General features: G+C 32.3%; 18 protein-coding genes. 2 read left to right on the forward strand and 16 right to left on the reverse strand.

Features of this window, described 5'->3' with window-relative positions; all coding sequences use genetic code 11:
• Nucleotides 1-146 precede the first annotated feature (146 nt).
• The 12 genes from ACQY63_RS04965 to ACQY63_RS05020 form a co-directional block, all read right to left on the reverse strand.
• Nucleotides 147-1,388 carry an IS256 family transposase gene (locus ACQY63_RS04965; protein WP_428244735.1) on the reverse strand — a complete coding sequence of 414 codons (1,242 nt, stop codon included), beginning with the start codon at nt 1,386-1,388 and terminating at the stop codon, nt 147-149.
• 284 nt (nt 1,389-1,672) lie between these two features.
• Nucleotides 1,673-2,179, reverse strand: coding sequence for a CinA family protein (locus tag ACQY63_RS04970; protein WP_412622446.1), 507 nt, complete (start codon nt 2,177-2,179; stop codon nt 1,673-1,675).
• An 87-nt stretch (nt 2,180-2,266) separates the two neighbouring features.
• Complete coding sequence (locus ACQY63_RS04975) at nt 2,267-2,851, reverse strand: macro domain-containing protein (protein ID WP_412622448.1); 585 nt, start codon at nt 2,849-2,851, stop codon at nt 2,267-2,269.
• Nucleotides 2,852-2,964: 113 nt separating this feature from the next.
• The gene (locus ACQY63_RS04980) at nt 2,965-3,300 is read right to left on the reverse strand and encodes a hypothetical protein (RefSeq protein ID WP_022165294.1); all 336 of its coding nucleotides are present in this window, start codon (nt 3,298-3,300) and stop codon (nt 2,965-2,967) included.
• A 46-nt stretch (nt 3,301-3,346) separates the two neighbouring features.
• The gene (locus ACQY63_RS04985) at nt 3,347-3,904 is read right to left on the reverse strand and encodes a hypothetical protein (RefSeq protein WP_412622450.1); all 558 of its coding nucleotides are present in this window, start codon (nt 3,902-3,904) and stop codon (nt 3,347-3,349) included.
• 255 nt (nt 3,905-4,159) lie between these two features.
• Entirely contained in the window at nt 4,160-4,837 is a 678-nt protein-coding gene (locus tag ACQY63_RS04990; RefSeq protein WP_412622452.1) for a hypothetical protein, read from the reverse strand.
• Between the two features lie 121 nt (nt 4,838-4,958).
• Complete coding sequence (locus ACQY63_RS04995) at nt 4,959-6,002, reverse strand: helix-turn-helix transcriptional regulator (protein WP_412622454.1); 1,044 nt, start codon at nt 6,000-6,002, stop codon at nt 4,959-4,961.
• Nucleotides 6,003-6,249: 247 nt separating this feature from the next.
• A complete protein-coding gene (locus ACQY63_RS05000; protein ID WP_412622456.1) occupies nt 6,250-7,473 on the reverse strand; it encodes a leucine-rich repeat domain-containing protein in 1,224 nt (407 codons plus the stop codon).
• Nucleotides 7,474-7,592: 119 nt separating this feature from the next.
• On the reverse strand, nt 7,593-8,000 hold the full coding sequence (locus ACQY63_RS05005) for a hypothetical protein (protein WP_412622458.1): 408 nt from the start codon (nt 7,998-8,000) through the stop codon (nt 7,593-7,595).
• A 148-nt stretch (nt 8,001-8,148) separates the two neighbouring features.
• The gene (locus tag ACQY63_RS05010) at nt 8,149-8,583 is read right to left on the reverse strand and encodes a type II toxin-antitoxin system HicB family antitoxin (protein WP_022165288.1); all 435 of its coding nucleotides are present in this window, start codon (nt 8,581-8,583) and stop codon (nt 8,149-8,151) included.
• Nucleotides 8,584-8,627: 44 nt separating this feature from the next.
• Nucleotides 8,628-8,780 carry a type II toxin-antitoxin system HicA family toxin gene (locus tag ACQY63_RS05015; protein WP_412622552.1) on the reverse strand — a complete coding sequence of 51 codons (153 nt, stop codon included), beginning with the start codon at nt 8,778-8,780 and terminating at the stop codon, nt 8,628-8,630.
• 104 nt (nt 8,781-8,884) lie between these two features.
• The gene (locus ACQY63_RS05020) at nt 8,885-9,640 is read right to left on the reverse strand and encodes an exodeoxyribonuclease III (protein ID WP_412622460.1); all 756 of its coding nucleotides are present in this window, start codon (nt 9,638-9,640) and stop codon (nt 8,885-8,887) included.
• Nucleotides 9,641-9,887: 247 nt separating this feature from the next.
• Here ACQY63_RS05020 and ACQY63_RS05025 point away from each other — a divergent pair, with 247 nt between their 5' ends.
• Nucleotides 9,888-10,817, forward strand: a complete 930-nt coding sequence (locus ACQY63_RS05025; protein WP_022165286.1) for a DMT family transporter — start codon at nt 9,888-9,890, stop codon at nt 10,815-10,817.
• Nucleotides 10,818-10,901: 84 nt separating this feature from the next.
• On the opposite strand, the gene ACQY63_RS05030 is transcribed toward ACQY63_RS05025, so the two are convergent.
• The 4 genes from ACQY63_RS05030 to ACQY63_RS05045 form a co-directional block, all read right to left on the reverse strand.
• A complete protein-coding gene (locus ACQY63_RS05030; protein WP_022165285.1) occupies nt 10,902-11,549 on the reverse strand; it encodes an HAD family hydrolase in 648 nt (215 codons plus the stop codon).
• Nucleotides 11,550-11,764: 215 nt separating this feature from the next.
• A complete protein-coding gene (gene pepF / locus ACQY63_RS05035; protein WP_412622463.1) occupies nt 11,765-13,543 on the reverse strand; it encodes an oligoendopeptidase F in 1,779 nt (592 codons plus the stop codon).
• A 53-nt stretch (nt 13,544-13,596) separates the two neighbouring features.
• Nucleotides 13,597-14,544: an AEC family transporter gene (locus ACQY63_RS05040; RefSeq protein ID WP_412622465.1), complete on the reverse strand. Its 948-nt coding sequence runs from the start codon at nt 14,542-14,544 to the stop codon at nt 13,597-13,599.
• A gap of 16 nt (nt 14,545-14,560) precedes the next feature.
• Nucleotides 14,561-15,466, reverse strand: coding sequence for a deoxyribonuclease IV (locus tag ACQY63_RS05045; RefSeq protein ID WP_428244820.1), 906 nt, complete (start codon nt 15,464-15,466; stop codon nt 14,561-14,563).
• Nucleotides 15,467-15,640: 174 nt separating this feature from the next.
• Between ACQY63_RS05045 and ACQY63_RS05050 the strand changes: the two genes are divergently transcribed.
• Nucleotides 15,641-16,399, forward strand: coding sequence for a GNAT family N-acetyltransferase (locus ACQY63_RS05050; protein WP_022165663.1), 759 nt, complete (start codon nt 15,641-15,643; stop codon nt 16,397-16,399).
• Nucleotides 16,400-16,408: the final 9 nt, after the last annotated feature.

The raw sequence follows: 16,408 nt of genomic DNA on the forward strand, positions 1-16,408 counted from the left end.
CATTCTATGATAAGTGATGGAGCTGTAAGTTCATGAAATGAGCTTGCAGCTCTTGTTTATATAACTAGCATATAAAAATACCCATGTCAAGGACGCCCGTTTTATAACGGGCGTATATTTATCCTTGATATTGGGTATTTTTTATGCTATTCAGGCAAACGGCCTTCGTACATAATGCTCAGTTCTCCATACACCTGAGCCCAGTTTCTTAAGGTCGTTGTCCATTTTTTCGTTGCTTCAAAGGTTGAAAGGTACAGTGCTTTCAATAATGCCTTATCACTTGGAAATACACTTCTCTGACGATTAAGTTTCCTGTATGTTGAATTTAAACTTTCAATGGCATTGGTTGTATATATTACTTTTCGTACAGTATCTGAAAATTTAAAAATAGGCGATATCACATCCCAGTTGTCCTTCCATCTTTTCATGGAGTTCGGATACTTCGGAGTCCATTTCTCAGTTACCCTGTCTAATGCTTCGAGAGCCTTTTCTTCATTAACTGCCTGATATATTGTCTTAAGGTCTTTCGCAAAGGCTTTTCTGTCTTTGTCGGGTACATATTTAAGAGTATTTCTCACCTGATGAACTATGCACCTTTGATATTCTGTGTTTGGGAAAGCTGCCGATATGGCTTCCTTTATGCCACTTAAACCATCGGCACATATAACAAGAATGTCTTTTACACCTCGGTTTTTTAATTCATTCAATACAGACAACCAGTATTTAGAGCTTTCATTATCTCCAACACTTATGCTTAATACATCCTTTTTTCCATCCACTGTAATTCCAAGAATTACATAAGCAGCAAGTTTTCTTATTATTCCCTCATCCCTTACAGAATAATGAATGGCATCAATGTAAACAACAGGATAAACGTCATCTAATGGTCGGTTTTGCCAGTCCTCGATTTGTGGCATTATTTTATCAGTCACATCAGAAATAAATCCTTCTGATGTTTCAAATCCATAAATATCCTCAATTGTGTCGGAAATCTGTCGTGTTGTCATTCCCTTTGCGTACATTGAGATTATTTTCTGGTCAATGTCTGAAATGTCTTTCTGACGTTTCTTTACAATCTGTGGTTCAAAAGTAGAACGACGGTCCTGTGGAACATCGATTTCCATGGAACCATAACTGCTGTTGACACGTTTTGACTTGTAACCGTTTCGATAATCATCGGATTCTGAACGTTGTGATTTTGAATAACCTAAATGGTCATCCATTTCAGCTTCCATCATTTCCTTGATTGTGCCTCCAAGAAGATCTTTTAATGCATCCTGGATGTCTTCAGCTGTCTGAATGTCATATTCATCCAATAGCTGGTGGATGATGGCACGTTTGCCATCGGTCATTTGTACCTTGTGTACTTTTTTTCTTTCTCTTGCCATAATTAAGGCCTCCTATAATAATAAATTTTATCATAGAAGGCCTATTAATTATATTTAAATATTTAATTTACAGAAAAACTTTCACACTCTCTTTAAAACTAAATAAACGAAAACACACAATTCCAATGTCTATAGTTTTTTCACCTATAGGCATTGGTTTTAATTGACATCGATAATTGATTGGCTGATAATTTTCCATCCTGTCTTAACAAAGCAAGCACTTTTTCTTCATTTGTTACGCCATTTGCTACGACATTCTTTTCGTTCTGAGTCTCACTTTTTTTCTACTTCAACGTTGCCATAAGGGCATCATATATTTCTTTTGCTACTGCTAATTTATAAGCAAGTCTTGTAGGCTGTGGTGGCAATTCAATATAATATGCTCTGGTCTCGCCGTTAATAGTTATGGCAAAAAACACTTCTCCCAGAATAGATGCTTCTTTATTTAACGGATCAACATTTCCCATAGTTCCTGTAACTCCTATTCCGATATCCGACTTATACGCCTTGCTACATGCTTCTGCCATAGCTATAGCAGTTTCTTTTGAATAAACTGTATATTTATCAATAACTTCTGACGGTACACCCTGCATTATTTTTGCTTCATTGCAGTATGTTACAAATGCCCCTTTAATAATAGCTGAAGCGCCTTCCGTATCTGTTATAAGCGATACAATCTGCCCTGCTGTAGCACTTTCCATTGTTGATATAGTCATATTTTTTTGAATTAATAGCTTAGTCAGACTCCTATAATCATCTCTAATATCTTTTTCAGAATAAAACTTTTCCATTATTTTTTTCTCTCCTCTACCTTCATTTATTTGTTCACTTAAGAAACTTCACAAGTTTTTTCGTTATAATTAATTCATACATTATACTTAATATTTCCATTTTTCACTTATCTCTGGTTCCCACCTTGTCGCATAATCCCAGCTTAATTTTTCTGGTGGATTCATTATTTGCCTATATCCCTCATACATTAATTCACATAGCTCCTGTGGATTCATATCTCCGCAACAGCCGCCAAAAGCCGGTATAACAATACTTTTTATATTATTCTCCAATGCTGTCATTAATGTTGTACGCATTGCCTGATATACAACCATTGGTTCTTTTATTTTTGCGGGGATTCTCATTGTTGGCGTATGAATTAATTTAATATTTTTTACACCTGTTTCTATAATAAAACTTGTCCCAACTGGTTGCTCTCCATAATAATTTCTAATTATATATTTCTGAACTTTTTTCATAAGTTCTTCTCCAAAATACTCTGTTATTGCCAAATCATATCCACCGTCCATAATACCATAAGAATTAGCCGGTGATACTATACATTCTACATTATAATTTTCCATAAACTTCTCAAATCCACAACACACTACTTCTACATCTTGTTCGTCTCTAAAATATATCTTCCATATATCTGATATTCTTTTGTTTCTATCTAATAAATATACTTTCATTTTTCTCTCCTAAAAATTATTTCTGTAACACCATATTGATAAAGTTCATTATATTTTTTACTTATCTAGTAATCATCATTTAGTCATTCTACTTATACTATTGTATGCTTCAATTATTGCCTCTTCTTTGCTTGAAAATCGCATTGATAATGCTCATCGAATTCCACTATGTATTCTTCCAATTCAAATTCACTTACAACAGCCTCTATAACCCTTTGGTTATTAATAATTGGATCAATATAAATAATTGCTCTTTGTTCTATTTTGTCCCAAATTACACGTCCTCTTGGATAAAAAATATAATCACCTTCAGCAAAATAATCATCATATAAGCGGTCGTGTCCATAAGAATTATCTAACTTATCACCTTGTATTCTAGCTTGCTCAAATGTGCATTTATTGCATATCAATTTGTTATTTATATAGAAAAACGGTCCTAAATATGCCATAATATTTCCTTTCACTTAGATTTTGGGGTTATTAAAATAATTAAGTTTAAAATGAATTTACCATCAAATCGTATCCTACCAAATCCAGATTCTTATTGTACCAAAATTTGCATTCAGTCTCTCCTGCACCATTTGTCTTTTTGATTATGTAATATTTATCAAATTTTAAGTATAATGTTGCATATTTAAGCGCTGACTGGACATCATCAAATTTTTTCTCATCTTCTGTCAAATAGGCTTCGCTTTCCACATAACACTCTAATTCTGCAAGTTTTCGAATTTTTAGAATTTCATCTTCAATTCCTGCAATATCTTCAGCACAAAGAAAATCGTCATCTAAAATCATTAACAACTTATAATATCTTTCCAATACAGGTGTTTCATTATCGTAGAATTCTTCCAGGATAACATTCACTATAGCCCCCGACTCAATGTCTGCATCTTTCTCATTTTTTGAAAACATAAAATTTTCTACTTTTTTAATTGCTGCATCTGAAAATCCTAAAAGTTTCATTCTGTTTGGCAAATACATTTCTTCTATTGTAGATTTGTCAGGATTAGCATTATTCCATTTATCCGGAAATATAATTTTTGTATTCATCATATCCTCTCTTTCTTATATCCGTCTTTTTTATGCCCTTTAAATATTATAAATTAAGCCATGGAACAAATTTATCCCATAGCTTCTTAATTCTAAAAAAACTTATTTATTTCATGTTATTACAAATTTTTCATTATAGGTTCCAAATCAAACGTATTTGCATCAAGTATTGCATCTCCATTTTCACACAATACTGCAAAGTAGTTTTCATCATAAATAACCTCCTTTGTTCTTTGTTAACGCTTTTATGATTTGTGATTATATATTATCAATACCTTCTTTATATTTTTCCCATTTTATCCTAGCTGCAGGATGATAATATTTTTCTACTTTCGGCTTGCACTCCAACTCCTGAATTATTTCCTCTAGCGTATTTACATAAGCTTTATTTTTTCCACAACAAATACATATTATTTCGGGTGAAATTATTTCTATTTCCCTTTTTATATACTCCTTATACTCATTAATGTACTCATTTAAAACACTCTTTAACTCTGATTTTGCACCTCCTCTTTTATTTATATTCATATATGCAACCGCTTTCAATTCACTTTCACCAAATTTTTCAGCTGATAATTTATTTAACTTTCTTTTAATATTATGATTTATATTATCTATAACAATTTTTCTAAACCAAAACTCACCATTATCTATTTCTACAGTATTATCTTCTAAGTTTTCGTCAAGCATCCATTGACCATTTGCCTCTTTCAATATGAACAGTATTTTCTCTCCATTATTCCAAGCCTCTTCATCTATTATTCCATCTGGAGTAAATGATTTAGCCGGATTGATTTTTTTCAAATTCTCATGTTCCCTATACCTTTTTAAATAGCTGCTCTTGTCCTTCTTCCCTTCATTCCATTGTTGCCATTCATCTGCCTGCTTCCTTCTCCATTCATCAAATAAATTATCTAATTGTTCTGTTTTGCTCATAATCATTCTCCTTTGTCTCTAATTTTTCCTGCCTGCTTAACCATGCCTAATAGTCCCACGTAAGCTTTGTTTTTTGTCCATAAAAACTATCTATTATTTCAGTCAGTCTTTTTTATTTCTTCTAATTTTCCTCGTACTTATCCATTGCTGCTTTTAAATCTTCCTTAATGTTATCGACCAGATTTTGTGGACTTAATACCTTTACATGCAATGCATACTGTAACGCCCATTTTCTCATTGACATTTCATTCACGTACACCGAGCATGTTACTTCATCGTCTGTTTCGTCCATGAACTGAACCTCTTTTCCAAACCAGTCAAGGATTTCGCTCAATATGTATTTTTTAGCTTTAAACTTCACACGTATGCTTTCGCCGCTAAACATATATATGTGTTCCATAACATGTTTTGGAAGATCAATTCCGTTTTCCAAGCCTTTAACCTGTTTTTGCGGTTTAACCTTTTTTTGAAGCATCTTTATATCTGTCATTCGGTCAACTCTAAAATGAGCCACGTTATCATATTTATCCACATTACAAATTAAATAGTATTTGTCATTGACAGCCACCATTTGATACGGATTAATTATATAAGGTTCACTTTTTCTTGGGTGAAGTTTCTTGTCCGTTCCGTATTCATTGTATGTAAAAGCAACTTTCCTATGTTTTGTTATTGCTTCATCCAATATATCTAATGTAAAAAATAGCTGATTATTGCGGGGCATATTGTCCGGCAAATTCTGAATATGTTTAACACGTGATTTAAAGAATTCGTTAGACAAGCCTTCAATCTTAGCAATCATATCTTTACATTGTCTAGCCGGTAAATATCTGTTAAACAATAAACTGTCAATTAAAAGTCGAAGCTCACTGTCCGTAAATTCTCTTTTTAAATAAAAGTCAGATAGTATCGAACTTTCTTCCTTAACCCCCTCTCTGTTTTTTACATAACGAACTGTCTCGGTGTATTCAATTTCATATCCGAAATCAATAAGATTCATAATGTTTCTTTTTATAGTTTTTCGTTCAACAGTAGTGTTATATTCATTCTTTAATATTTCAGCTATTTGTTTCTGACTTAATTTGTGATTTTCGTCACTATAACGTTTTAGAATGTCTAAAATATTTATTATAATCATTTTCTTTGGTGGTATAGTGTAATTCATATTTCACCCCTTTCTTACACACTTACTTAATGACCTTGTATATCCAATTCTTCTGCTCTTATAGTTACTTTAATTATAATACATACAGACGTTAATGTAAGCATAGTATTTAATATTTCTGTTGTCTTTATAAAGTATAAAAAAATAGATGCGACATTTTTGCCTCATCTATTTTAAATTACTCTATTAAATTAAAATGTCTTTTATATTATTTTTTCAATGATAAATTACAACATTTTTTACAGTATTATTTTTCCATTCTCACAACATTTACATTATCATCACAATGTAAAGTTTCTAACAGAACATTATTGGATAAATCCAACTTTGTAATTTTATTATTAGCACAATTAAGTTCTTCTAAAGCTAAATTTTTTGATGTATCCAAATTGGATATTTCATTATATCCACAATCTAATTTTTTCAAGCGTGGATTATGTATAGTATCTAAATCTTTTAATTTATTATTTCCACAATATAAAATTACCAAATGTTCATTGTTTGAAACATTTATTTGAACTAATTCATTATTATTGCAATAAAGTGAAACTAACTGTTCATTGCCAGCTACATCAATGTTTTCAATATTACAATAACAACAATTCAAAGAAGATAATTCTTTATTGTTTGTTACATTCAATGATTTCAGTTTATTATTCGCACAACTAAGAGCTTTTAACTTCTGATTATTTGTTATATCAAGACTTGTTAATTGATTTTCGAAACATTCTAGTACTTCAAGTTCACTACTGTTCTCCACATTTAAGCCAGTCAAACTGTTGCCACTTACATTTAATGTTCTAAGTTCACTTAATCCTGTAATATCCAATGTGCCTGCTAGTTTTTTGTATGTCCAATTAATACTAATAAGTCTACCATCTGACCATGTATATTCTTCTTTGTTTGAAACATCTGTGTTTACTGTTGCACCACTATTCCTTTGATTTTTAATTATTTTTTGTAATGCGTTTACATCATTTTCATTTAATTTTGTATTTTCCGTTTCAGGAGCCTTCGTTGTTGTCTCTTCTGTTGCCCTTGTTGTTGTCTCTGGTACAATTGTAGATTCCTGTTGGTTATTCTTTGAGGTTTGTTCCTCCTGCTTTGTAGTTGTAGGAATTTTTTCTTTTATAGGTTTCTTTTTTGGTTTGCTAACATTTTTTGCTTTTTTTACTGTAATTTTACACTTATATTTCTTTTTTCCTACAGTGGCAGTAATTGTAGCCTTTCCACTTTTTTTACCCTTTACTTTTCCTTTTTTTGTGACTGTTGCAATCTTCTTATTTGATGTTGTCCATTTTACTTTCTTTTTATTATTTTGCACCTTTAAAGTAACTGTTTTTCCAACATAAATAGTTATTTTTGTTTTGCTAAGTTTAATTTTTGCTGCACTTACATTTATTGTAGGTATACTAGCAAATACTAGCAAAACCGCAAGAGCTATTGATGTTATTCTTTTTAATTTATTCATAATTAGTATTTCTCCTTTATTAAATATTAGTATGTACTACATATTAAGTTCTTTTATTAAATTACTTTCCATATCAAGTAACTCGCTAACATAAACTATTACAATTTTCCTATCAATATTTAATCCCTTAACCCATAAGCAACTATTTTATTATTTGAAGCATCAACGTATACAACTAAATCTCCTAATATTGCATCATCTGTTTGATATATAATTTTAAAACTTTCCTCTGGCAATTTTTTATTTTTATCAACTAACCCAATGTTCTTTTCAGACTTAATGTCAATTTTTTTAACTTTCGCCTCATTAATGTTCACTACACTTTTTTTATCATTATTACCTAACTGTGCATACACAGTATTTATAAGCTTTTTGTAGTCTTTAATTTCAGTAGTTGTTTCTGTTTTTTCTACAGATTTCTTTTCAGTTATATACCTTACAGCTTTTTCTTTATTATCACTTATATTGCAACCTGAAACAGATAACATCAAACCACAGATTACACCCATTAAAATAATTTTTTTCATCACTACACCTCCGATTATCTTACCAATAATTTTTTTACTCATCTTTTATTCTAAATAATACTATCAGACCATCAGTCTATATAGGTTGATAGTCTGATAGCATTAAATTACTTATTCTCTTCAATATAATCTTCTATATAACAATAATTTATCTTGAAACTCCCAATCTTGCCATTAATGCTTCTTGTAACACCTTTGAAACGTTAACATGTGCCTTTTCGGCTTCCTGATTTAACCAATTTGGAAGAGTTACATTTCGTCTAACAGTTCTATTATCTAACATTTTACGATACGATGTCAAATCTACATCTACTAATGATAAAATCATTTGTCCCTCACCATAAAAAGTTCCCTTTGAAACATCTATGTCATATATTTCTGATGGCTTGATTATTTTTTTACCATTATCCTCTGCTTCTATACAGTTTATTCCAATTGCATCTCTCGCCATCATAATAGCATCTGCCATTGTTCCCTTTGCTTTACCTTCCTCGTTTGCTTCTGTGATAATTCCAAGATCTGGTACCTCAATTAAAATATTCGTATCAACATCTGTAAAAATTACAGGATATGCTACCTTCATTCCATCAACCTCCATTCATTATACTATTTAGATATATGCTTGGACTATAACCCCCATTTTCTTAATATAGCTCTTGCCAGTCTTTCGTTTACTTCTTTATGTCTAGGAATCTGTTCTTCATCATCACCTCTTCTATATATATCGTGATTTCCCCCATGCCTTTGAAATTCAAACCCAACACTCTGAAGCTTTTTTATTAACTCACGCTACTTCATTAGTATTCCTCCTTATAAATATATAATGCACACTTAATACACACCAGTCAAGTGTTTATACATATTATTTACACATCTTATTTTTACTACATCTCCACTTCCAACTCTATAGGACAATGATCCGAACCCATTACATCTTTGTGAATATCTGCGCCCTTTATATTCTTCTCCAGTGCTTTTGAAACAAGAAAATAGTCTATGCGCCAGCCTGCGTTCTTTTCTCTTGCCTTGAATCTGTATGACCACCAACTGTAGCGGTCTTCATCTTCCGGGTAAAAATATCTGAATGTGTCAATGAAACCGGCTTCCAAAAGCGTTGTCATTTTTTCTCGCTCTTCATCTGTAAAACCGGCATTTTTTCTGTTAGTTTTTGGATTTTTTAAATCGATTTCTTTATGAGCAACATTCAAGTCTCCACATATAATAACCGGCTTTGTTTCTTCCAATTTCTTGAGATATGCTCTGAAATCATCTTCCCATTCCATTCTGTAATCCAAACGTTTTAGTTCATTTTGTGAGTTTGGTGTGTAACAGGTAACCATATAAAACTTTTCAAACTCTAAAGTTATTACTCGCCCTTCCTTGTCATGTTTCTCTATCCCAATACCATAACTTACTGACATGGGTTCTTTTTTTGTAAAAATAGCAGTTCCTGAATAGCCTTTTTTTTCTGCATAATTCCAATACTGATAATATCCGGGCATATCAAGTTCTAACTGCCCAGCCTGCATTTTTGATTCCTGTATACAAAAAATATCCGCATCAATTTCGTTAAAAAAATCCATAAACCCTTTTGTTACACAGGCTCTTATTCCATTTACATTCCATGATATTAATTTCATTTTTCTTCTCCTCATTTTTCTACTAGCGTTAATCAATTTACTTAATTTCCAGTTTAACAAATTTTCTCATAAATATGTAGTTAAATAATGCAATAACTCTTCCCACACCAAGCACCGCAATAACCGTACCAACTCCAATTCTAACAGGTATTGTACTCCAAACAGTTCCCGGCTACTTTCCAAAATTTGCAAATTTTCTCTCTTCCATTTATACTGATAACTGCGATTATTACAAAGGAGACACGCAATGAATTCATTAAAAATCAGAAATTCACTTATTTTAATTTTAACGGCATTAATATGGGGTGTGGCATTTGTAGCTCAAAGTGTTGGTGGCGACAGCCTGGGGCCTTATACTTTTAACTGCATCCGTTCTTTTATAGGTGCATTAGTTTTAATACCTGTTATTTTTATTTTTTCAAAAAACAGTCAATCACCTTTCACTTCAAAAAATAAACAACGAAAGTTTTTAATTTTAGGTGGCTTATGTTGTGGTGCATGCCTTTTCTTAGGAAGTACACTTCAACAGCTTGGCTTATATCTGGGGGCTTCTGCCGGAAAAGCCGGATTTTTAACAGCCTGCTATATTCTGTTAGTGCCAATTATCGGTTTGTTTTTCAAAAATAAATGCGGCATAAATATTTGGATAGGTGTTGTACTTACTTTAATTGGATTATATATGTTGTGTTTTGACGGTTCTTTTTCTTTTAAAGTAGCGGATTTACTTTTATTACTTTGTGCTTTATTTTTTGCCGTACATATTTTAGTTATTAATTATTTTTCGCCGTTGGTAGATGGAATAAAATTATCATGCATACAATTCTTTGTTTGCGGAATTTTAGGTTTGGTACCAATGTTTTTTTCTGAAATGGGACGCTCTTTTGCAAACATCGGCACATGGGCAAAAGTTTTTACATCCCCTAGTGCCTGGATTCCTATTCTATATGCCGGAATTATGTCTTGTGGTGTAGGCTATACAGGTCAGATTATCGGACAAAAAGGTATGAATCCTACTGTCGCCTCATTACTTTTAAGTTTAGAATCAGTTTTTTCAGTTCTGGCAGGTTGGATTATTCTCGGTGAGACCATGGGACTTAAACAACTCTGCGGCTGCGGACTTATTTTTATAGCAATTGTTTTAGCCCAATTACCTACAAAAAACGGCAAAAGTATTTAGATACAAATGAATATCTTTTATCCATCCATTCTCCAATTAAGCCTACTGCTTTTCCCATTGTAACAATGGTAAAAGCAACTTTAATTACAATAATTGTTTAAACGTTGTTATATATTTATCAGCAATTTCCATAATTGCCCTTTTATTAATTAATGACTTTTCATCTTCTACAGCTACAACTCCAAAACCGCCTCTTTTTGCCGATTCTATTGCTGTTATGATATCTTCAAATACCACGCAGCTATTTTTTTCTATTTCCATTCTTTTAGCTGCTTCTATGTATATGTCAGGATGATTCTTTCCTCTTGGCACCTGATTAACAGTAATAATTTCATCAAAGGAGTCAATTATTCCTTCTCGTTCAAGTGTTGGAATAAATAGTTCCTTGTCGGAAGATGTGGCAATTGAGAGCTTCTTACCCTGCTCTTTCATTTTCTTAATAAAAGTTTTTGCATAGGGCTTACATTGAACCTTGTCCTTGTATTCTTTTTTTGCCATATCAAACCATTCGCGAACTAAATCTTCCGGTCTTTCCTTATAAAGTCCAAATCTTTCAATTGTATAAACTGCTGCATTTTCTGCTCCCATTGGAGAGATTGTCTCAACATAATCTTCAGGAACCTGAAAACCTCTGTCTCCCAAAAACTTTATATCAACCATATCCCATACCCAGGAACTGTCAATTATGGTCCCATCTAAATCAAAAATCAATCCCTGTGCTTTCTCAATCATCCCTTTTCCTTTCGTAATATTTCTTATAAACCATATACAGTAATGTCAAACCTACTAATGGAACAAATGAATATTTAAGAAAGTGCTGCGGAGCCGTCGGTTCACAAAGGCAGCGTAGTCGGCTTTGTAGAACCGCTACGAGCGAAGAGCAGCGGGAGCGTGCTTTCGTAATATTCATTTGTTTCTGTAGTGAGATTGGAAATAATCTGTAAATTCTAAATCAATGCTTCCATTTCATCAAGAAGTTCCCTAAACAATTGCAATGCCTCTCTTACAGGTTCTTCTTTTGTCATGTCCACACCTGCTAATTTAAGCAAATCAATTGGAGCTTTTGAACCACCACCTGTTAAGAATTTCATATAATCTTTTACTCCTGCTTCTCCTTCTTTCATTATTTTTCTTGAAAGAGTTATTGCAGCTGAAATTCCCGTTGCATACTGATATACATAAAAAGGATTGTAAAAGTGTGGTATTCTTGCCCACTCTAAAGCGATTTCCTTATCAAGTACAATATCCTCACCAAAATACAATTTGTTCAAATCATAATATGTTTCACACAATACATTTGCTGTTAATGTTTCTCCTTTTTGAACCATTTCGTGTGTTATTTTTTCAAATTCAGCAAACATTGTCTGACGATACAATGTTCCTTTAAACTGTTCCAAAAAGTGATTAATTAAATACGCTCTTGTTTCTTTGTCTTTTGTTTTCTTTAATAAATCGTGAATTAAAAGTGATTCATTGCATGTAGATGCCACTTCTGCCACAAAGATTTTGTAACCTGCATTAATGTAGGTCTGGTTTGCATCTGAATAATATGAGTGCAGAGCATGTCCCATTTCGTGTGCCAAAGTAAATACATGGTCCAAAGTTCCCTGAAAATTTAAAAGTACATAAGGATGTGTTCCGTATGCGCCCCATGAATATGCACCGCTTCTTTTTCCTTCATTCTCGTACACATCAATCCAACGGTTATCAAAACCTTCCTGAAGTTTACTTAAATATTCTTCTCCCATAGGTGCAAGACCTTCTTTTACTATTGCCTTAGCTTCCTCAAAGGAATATTTTTTACTTGGAGCCTTTGCAATTGGTGCGTAAATATCATACATATGAAGCTCTTCTACACCTAAAGCTTTCTTGCGAAGCCTTACATATCTATACATTAAATCCATGTTTTCGTGAACAACTTTTATAAGATTATCGTACACACTTTCAGGAATATTGCTGCCATCCAGATACATTGCTCTTGAAGATGGATACTTTCTTACGTCAGCATAAAAATTTGCCTGTTCCACGTTTGCATTATAAGTAGCCGCAATTGTATTTTTCATTGCACCATAAGTATTGTAAAGTCCTGTAAAAGCATTCTTTCTTAATTCTCTATCTTCTCCTGATAAAATCGGAACAAAATTTCCATGAGTAATTTTTATTTCTTTTCCTTCACTATCCTTAACTGTAGGAAAATCAATGTCCGCTCCATTATACATGGCATAAATATTATCAGCGGCATTTGCCATCTTTTTACTTTTTGCCAATATTTCTTCTGTTTTCTTATCTAAAGTGTGCTTTTTACTTCTTAATATTTCTTCAATATATCTTTTATAGTTGTTTAATTTTTCATCTTCTAACCACTGGTTAATTGTGGCTTCATCTATTTCAAGAACCTCTGGTTCAAAAAATGCACTTGCACTGCCAATATCTACAACAAGTTTCTGTGCTTTTCCTGAATATGCCTGATACTTTCCATTACCCATGTCTTCATGATATTTTTGATTTGCATAAACATAAAGTCTTTCAGCAAGCAAACTTATTTCATCATTAAATTTCAAAAACTCTATTAGTTTATCTTTGCTGTCTTTTATTTTTCCTGAAAACTCTTTGTACTTAGCTACTTCTTTTGTAGCCTTTTCAAAATCTTCTTTCCAAACTTTATCACTTGGGAACATATCTTCCATGTTCCATGTGTCGTTAATTTTTTGTTCTGATCTTTTCATATTACACTCTTTCCTTTATAAATATCCCAATTTTTCATTAATGCCAGAAACTTCTACAAATATCCCAAACTTCTTAAAACAAAAATTATGCCTGTTATTGAAAATGCTGAGAATAAAGTTGTAAGAACAATTACGCTACTTGTTAATGTTCCTTCTGACTTCATGCTCTTAGCCATTACATAGCAACTTGGTGTTGTTGGTGAGCCAAGCATAATTACAAGTGCCATTAATTCATCGTTTCTAAAGCCCATTTTTATGGCAATTGGAAGGAATATTAATGGCCAGCCAACTAATTTTAAAGCTGTGGCAATTACTGCCGGTTTCATTCTCTCTATTGCTTTTCCAAATTCGAAACTACCACCGATGGCTAAAAGCGCCAAAGGTGTTGTGATTTTTGCAAAGTTGTTTACTGTGTTATCAAGCATTGGTGGGAATTTTATTTTTAACGCTGAAAAAATAACACCTATTACAATACCTAAAATAATTGGATTTGTAGCTATTCCCTTTAATGTTTTTGCTAATGTTTTCTCCTGTTTAGCTCCCTTTTCAGGACACTCAACAGTAAGAATTATAACTGCATACACATTATACAGAGGCACTGCTCCGATTATCATTAACGGTAACATTCCTGCGTCTCCATAAATATTTAAAATAAAAGCTGCTCCTAAAACTGCTGCACTACTTCTATAAGATGCCTGTACAAATTCTGCAATTATGCTTTTGTCCTTCATTACTATCTTGGTAACAATAGTTGTTCCTATACAACATAGCAACGTAACAAAAAAGCAAAACAAAACGTATGTTAAATCAAACTTTTTTAGGAAATCATTATTCATCATGTCCTGAATCAACAAAAGTGGTAATGTTACCGTAAATGTTAATTTGTTTGATGCTTTAATGAAGCCATCATTTATCCAACCTATTTTCTTAAATATGTAACCTGCAACAATAACTACAAAAACAGGAACTGTTGCGTTTAAACTATAAATTAAATTATCCATTTATGTCATCTCTTTTCTACTTGTTGTTTTCCAAAATAATATTTTGTAAGTTGGGATTGAATTTTCCTTCTTTAATCATGGCAATCTCATAACCGTAAGGGGCGTATGATTTCTTTGAGTTTTCAGGATCTTTGACGTAAGGTGTCTCTAATATTTTAGGCACATTTTCAAAATCCTTCATATATATAATTTCTCTTAAAGTATCATAGCCAATGTTTCCAAAACCAATATTTTCGTGTCTGTCTTTTCCGGCACCACATGGATTTTTACTGTCATTAATGTGGAAAACAGCAATTTGATCAGCACCTATTATTTTGTCAAACTGTGTAAAAGTACCGCTTAAATCATTAACTAAGTCATACCCGCTGTCATTTACATGGCATGTGTCAAAACAAACTCTCAACTTGTCATTGTATTTTACTCCATCGTAAATTCTTGCAAGTTCCTCAAAATTTCTTCCAATCTCACTGCCTTTTCCAGCCATTGTTTCAAGTGCCACATATACATCTGTGTCCTTTGTTAACACATTATTTAATCCTTTTATAATCTGGTTGATACCTACATCCACGCCTGCACCAACGTGAGAGCCCGGATGTAAAACCATAACTTTACTTCCCATTGCACTGCTTCTTTCTAATTCTGTGCCAAGAAAAGTTTCTGCTATCTCAAAAGTTTCAGGTTTTACCGTATTTCCTAAATTAATAATGTATGGTGCATGAATTATAATTTCTTCTATATCATTTTCCTTCATGTACTCCCATGCCTTATCTATATTTAATTCGCTTATGTCTTTTCTTCTTGTGTTCTGTGGTGCTCCTGTGTATGCCATAAATACATTCGCACCGTAAGACTTAGCTTCTTTTGCTGAACCTAAAAGCATGTCTTTTCCACTCATTTTTACATGAGAACCTATTTTTAACATATTTCTATCCTTTCCCGCCGTACATTTTTTTACATACAGACGCTTTTTTAATATAGCACAGATAGTGTATTTTTTCTATTAGGTTTGTTATAATTAAAAACGAACAGTTTCTTTATGGCAACCGTGATTAAATTATTTTAAATAACTTTTTTCTATTAGAAATGAGGTGAAACAATGAACCCTGATTATGTTATAAACAGAACCAGTGCTTTTACATTAGGATTAATAAAAAACTGCAAAAATATTCACAAAATCTGTTCCACTGAGGATAATCTTCAATATGAATTCTTTTTGGAAGACGACTTTTCAATATGTAAAAATCTTCCACGATTATACTATGGAACTTTTAACGAAAAAATTGTTGGCTTTCTTTCTGTTTTTGTAATAGATGATTTCCATTGTGAAATCTGTATGTTTGTTATGCCTAAATATCGTGGTGGGCATCTTGGTAGAAATCTTTTTATGGAATTTCAGGAAGATTACAAAAACTTCTATGTGGAAACAAGCATTCATCCAAACAATATTTTTGGAAAAAATTACATTAATACTTTAGATTTTCAATATAATAATTCTAATGTATTAATGGAATTGGATTTAGAAGATTTTGTAAATCACAACACTATTGAAAATATAGATTACGAATATGAGGATGGGTATTTTTATTTCTATAATGATAATATTCCTATTGGAAGCTGTCTTGTTACTTCAATTCTTCCTGATTGTGCCTGCATATCGGAAGTTGCCATTGATGACAAGTTTCAAAACAAAGGCTATGGCTACAAGTTTCTCGCATTTGTTTTCAAAAAAATTTCAAAAGACTATCACTTTGTAGTTTTACATGTAGAAAAAGAAAACATACCCGCTTACAGACTTTATACAAAAATGGGATTTGTAGAAAAGGAAACATCTGTAACCTATAGTAAAAGCCTATAAAGTAACCGG

Origin of the sequence: Eubacterium sp. Marseille-QA0814, from assembly GCF_965119675.1 — a bacterium.
GTDB lineage: Bacteria > Bacillota > Clostridia > Lachnospirales > Lachnospiraceae > Eubacterium_G.

Excerpts from the sequence above, each read along its gene's own strand:
- ACQY63_RS05030 (WP_022165285.1), bottom strand. The coding sequence starts at position 11,549 with ATGATTGAGAAAGCACAGGGATTGATTTTTGATTTAGATGGGACCATA.
- ACQY63_RS05025 (WP_022165286.1), top strand. The coding sequence starts at position 9,888 with ATGAATTCATTAAAAATCAGAAATTCACTTATTTTAATTTTAACGGCA.
- ACQY63_RS05005 (WP_412622458.1), bottom strand. The coding sequence starts at position 8,000 with ATGAAAAAAATTATTTTAATGGGTGTAATCTGTGGTTTGATGTTATCT.
- pepF (WP_412622463.1), bottom strand. The coding sequence starts at position 13,543 with ATGAAAAGATCAGAACAAAAAATTAACGACACATGGAACATGGAAGAT.
- ACQY63_RS04970 (WP_412622446.1), bottom strand. The coding sequence starts at position 2,179 with ATGGAAAAGTTTTATTCTGAAAAAGATATTAGAGATGATTATAGGAGT.
- ACQY63_RS05020 (WP_412622460.1), bottom strand. The coding sequence starts at position 9,640 with ATGAAATTAATATCATGGAATGTAAATGGAATAAGAGCCTGTGTAACA.
- ACQY63_RS04985 (WP_412622450.1), bottom strand. The coding sequence starts at position 3,904 with ATGATGAATACAAAAATTATATTTCCGGATAAATGGAATAATGCTAAT.
- ACQY63_RS05010 (WP_022165288.1), bottom strand. The coding sequence starts at position 8,583 with ATGAAGGTAGCATATCCTGTAATTTTTACAGATGTTGATACGAATATT.
- ACQY63_RS05000 (WP_412622456.1), bottom strand. The coding sequence starts at position 7,473 with ATGAATAAATTAAAAAGAATAACATCAATAGCTCTTGCGGTTTTGCTA.
- ACQY63_RS04995 (WP_412622454.1), bottom strand. The coding sequence starts at position 6,002 with ATGAATTACACTATACCACCAAAGAAAATGATTATAATAAATATTTTA.
- ACQY63_RS05050 (WP_022165663.1), top strand. The coding sequence starts at position 15,641 with ATGAACCCTGATTATGTTATAAACAGAACCAGTGCTTTTACATTAGGA.
- ACQY63_RS04990 (WP_412622452.1), bottom strand. The coding sequence starts at position 4,837 with ATGAGCAAAACAGAACAATTAGATAATTTATTTGATGAATGGAGAAGG.
- ACQY63_RS05040 (WP_412622465.1), bottom strand. The coding sequence starts at position 14,544 with ATGGATAATTTAATTTATAGTTTAAACGCAACAGTTCCTGTTTTTGTA.
- ACQY63_RS05045 (WP_428244820.1), bottom strand. The coding sequence starts at position 15,466 with ATGTTAAAAATAGGTTCTCATGTAAAAATGAGTGGAAAAGACATGCTT.
- ACQY63_RS04965 (WP_428244735.1), bottom strand. The coding sequence starts at position 1,388 with ATGGCAAGAGAAAGAAAAAAAGTACACAAGGTACAAATGACCGATGGC.
- ACQY63_RS04980 (WP_022165294.1), bottom strand. The coding sequence starts at position 3,300 with ATGGCATATTTAGGACCGTTTTTCTATATAAATAACAAATTGATATGC.
- ACQY63_RS04975 (WP_412622448.1), bottom strand. The coding sequence starts at position 2,851 with ATGAAAGTATATTTATTAGATAGAAACAAAAGAATATCAGATATATGG.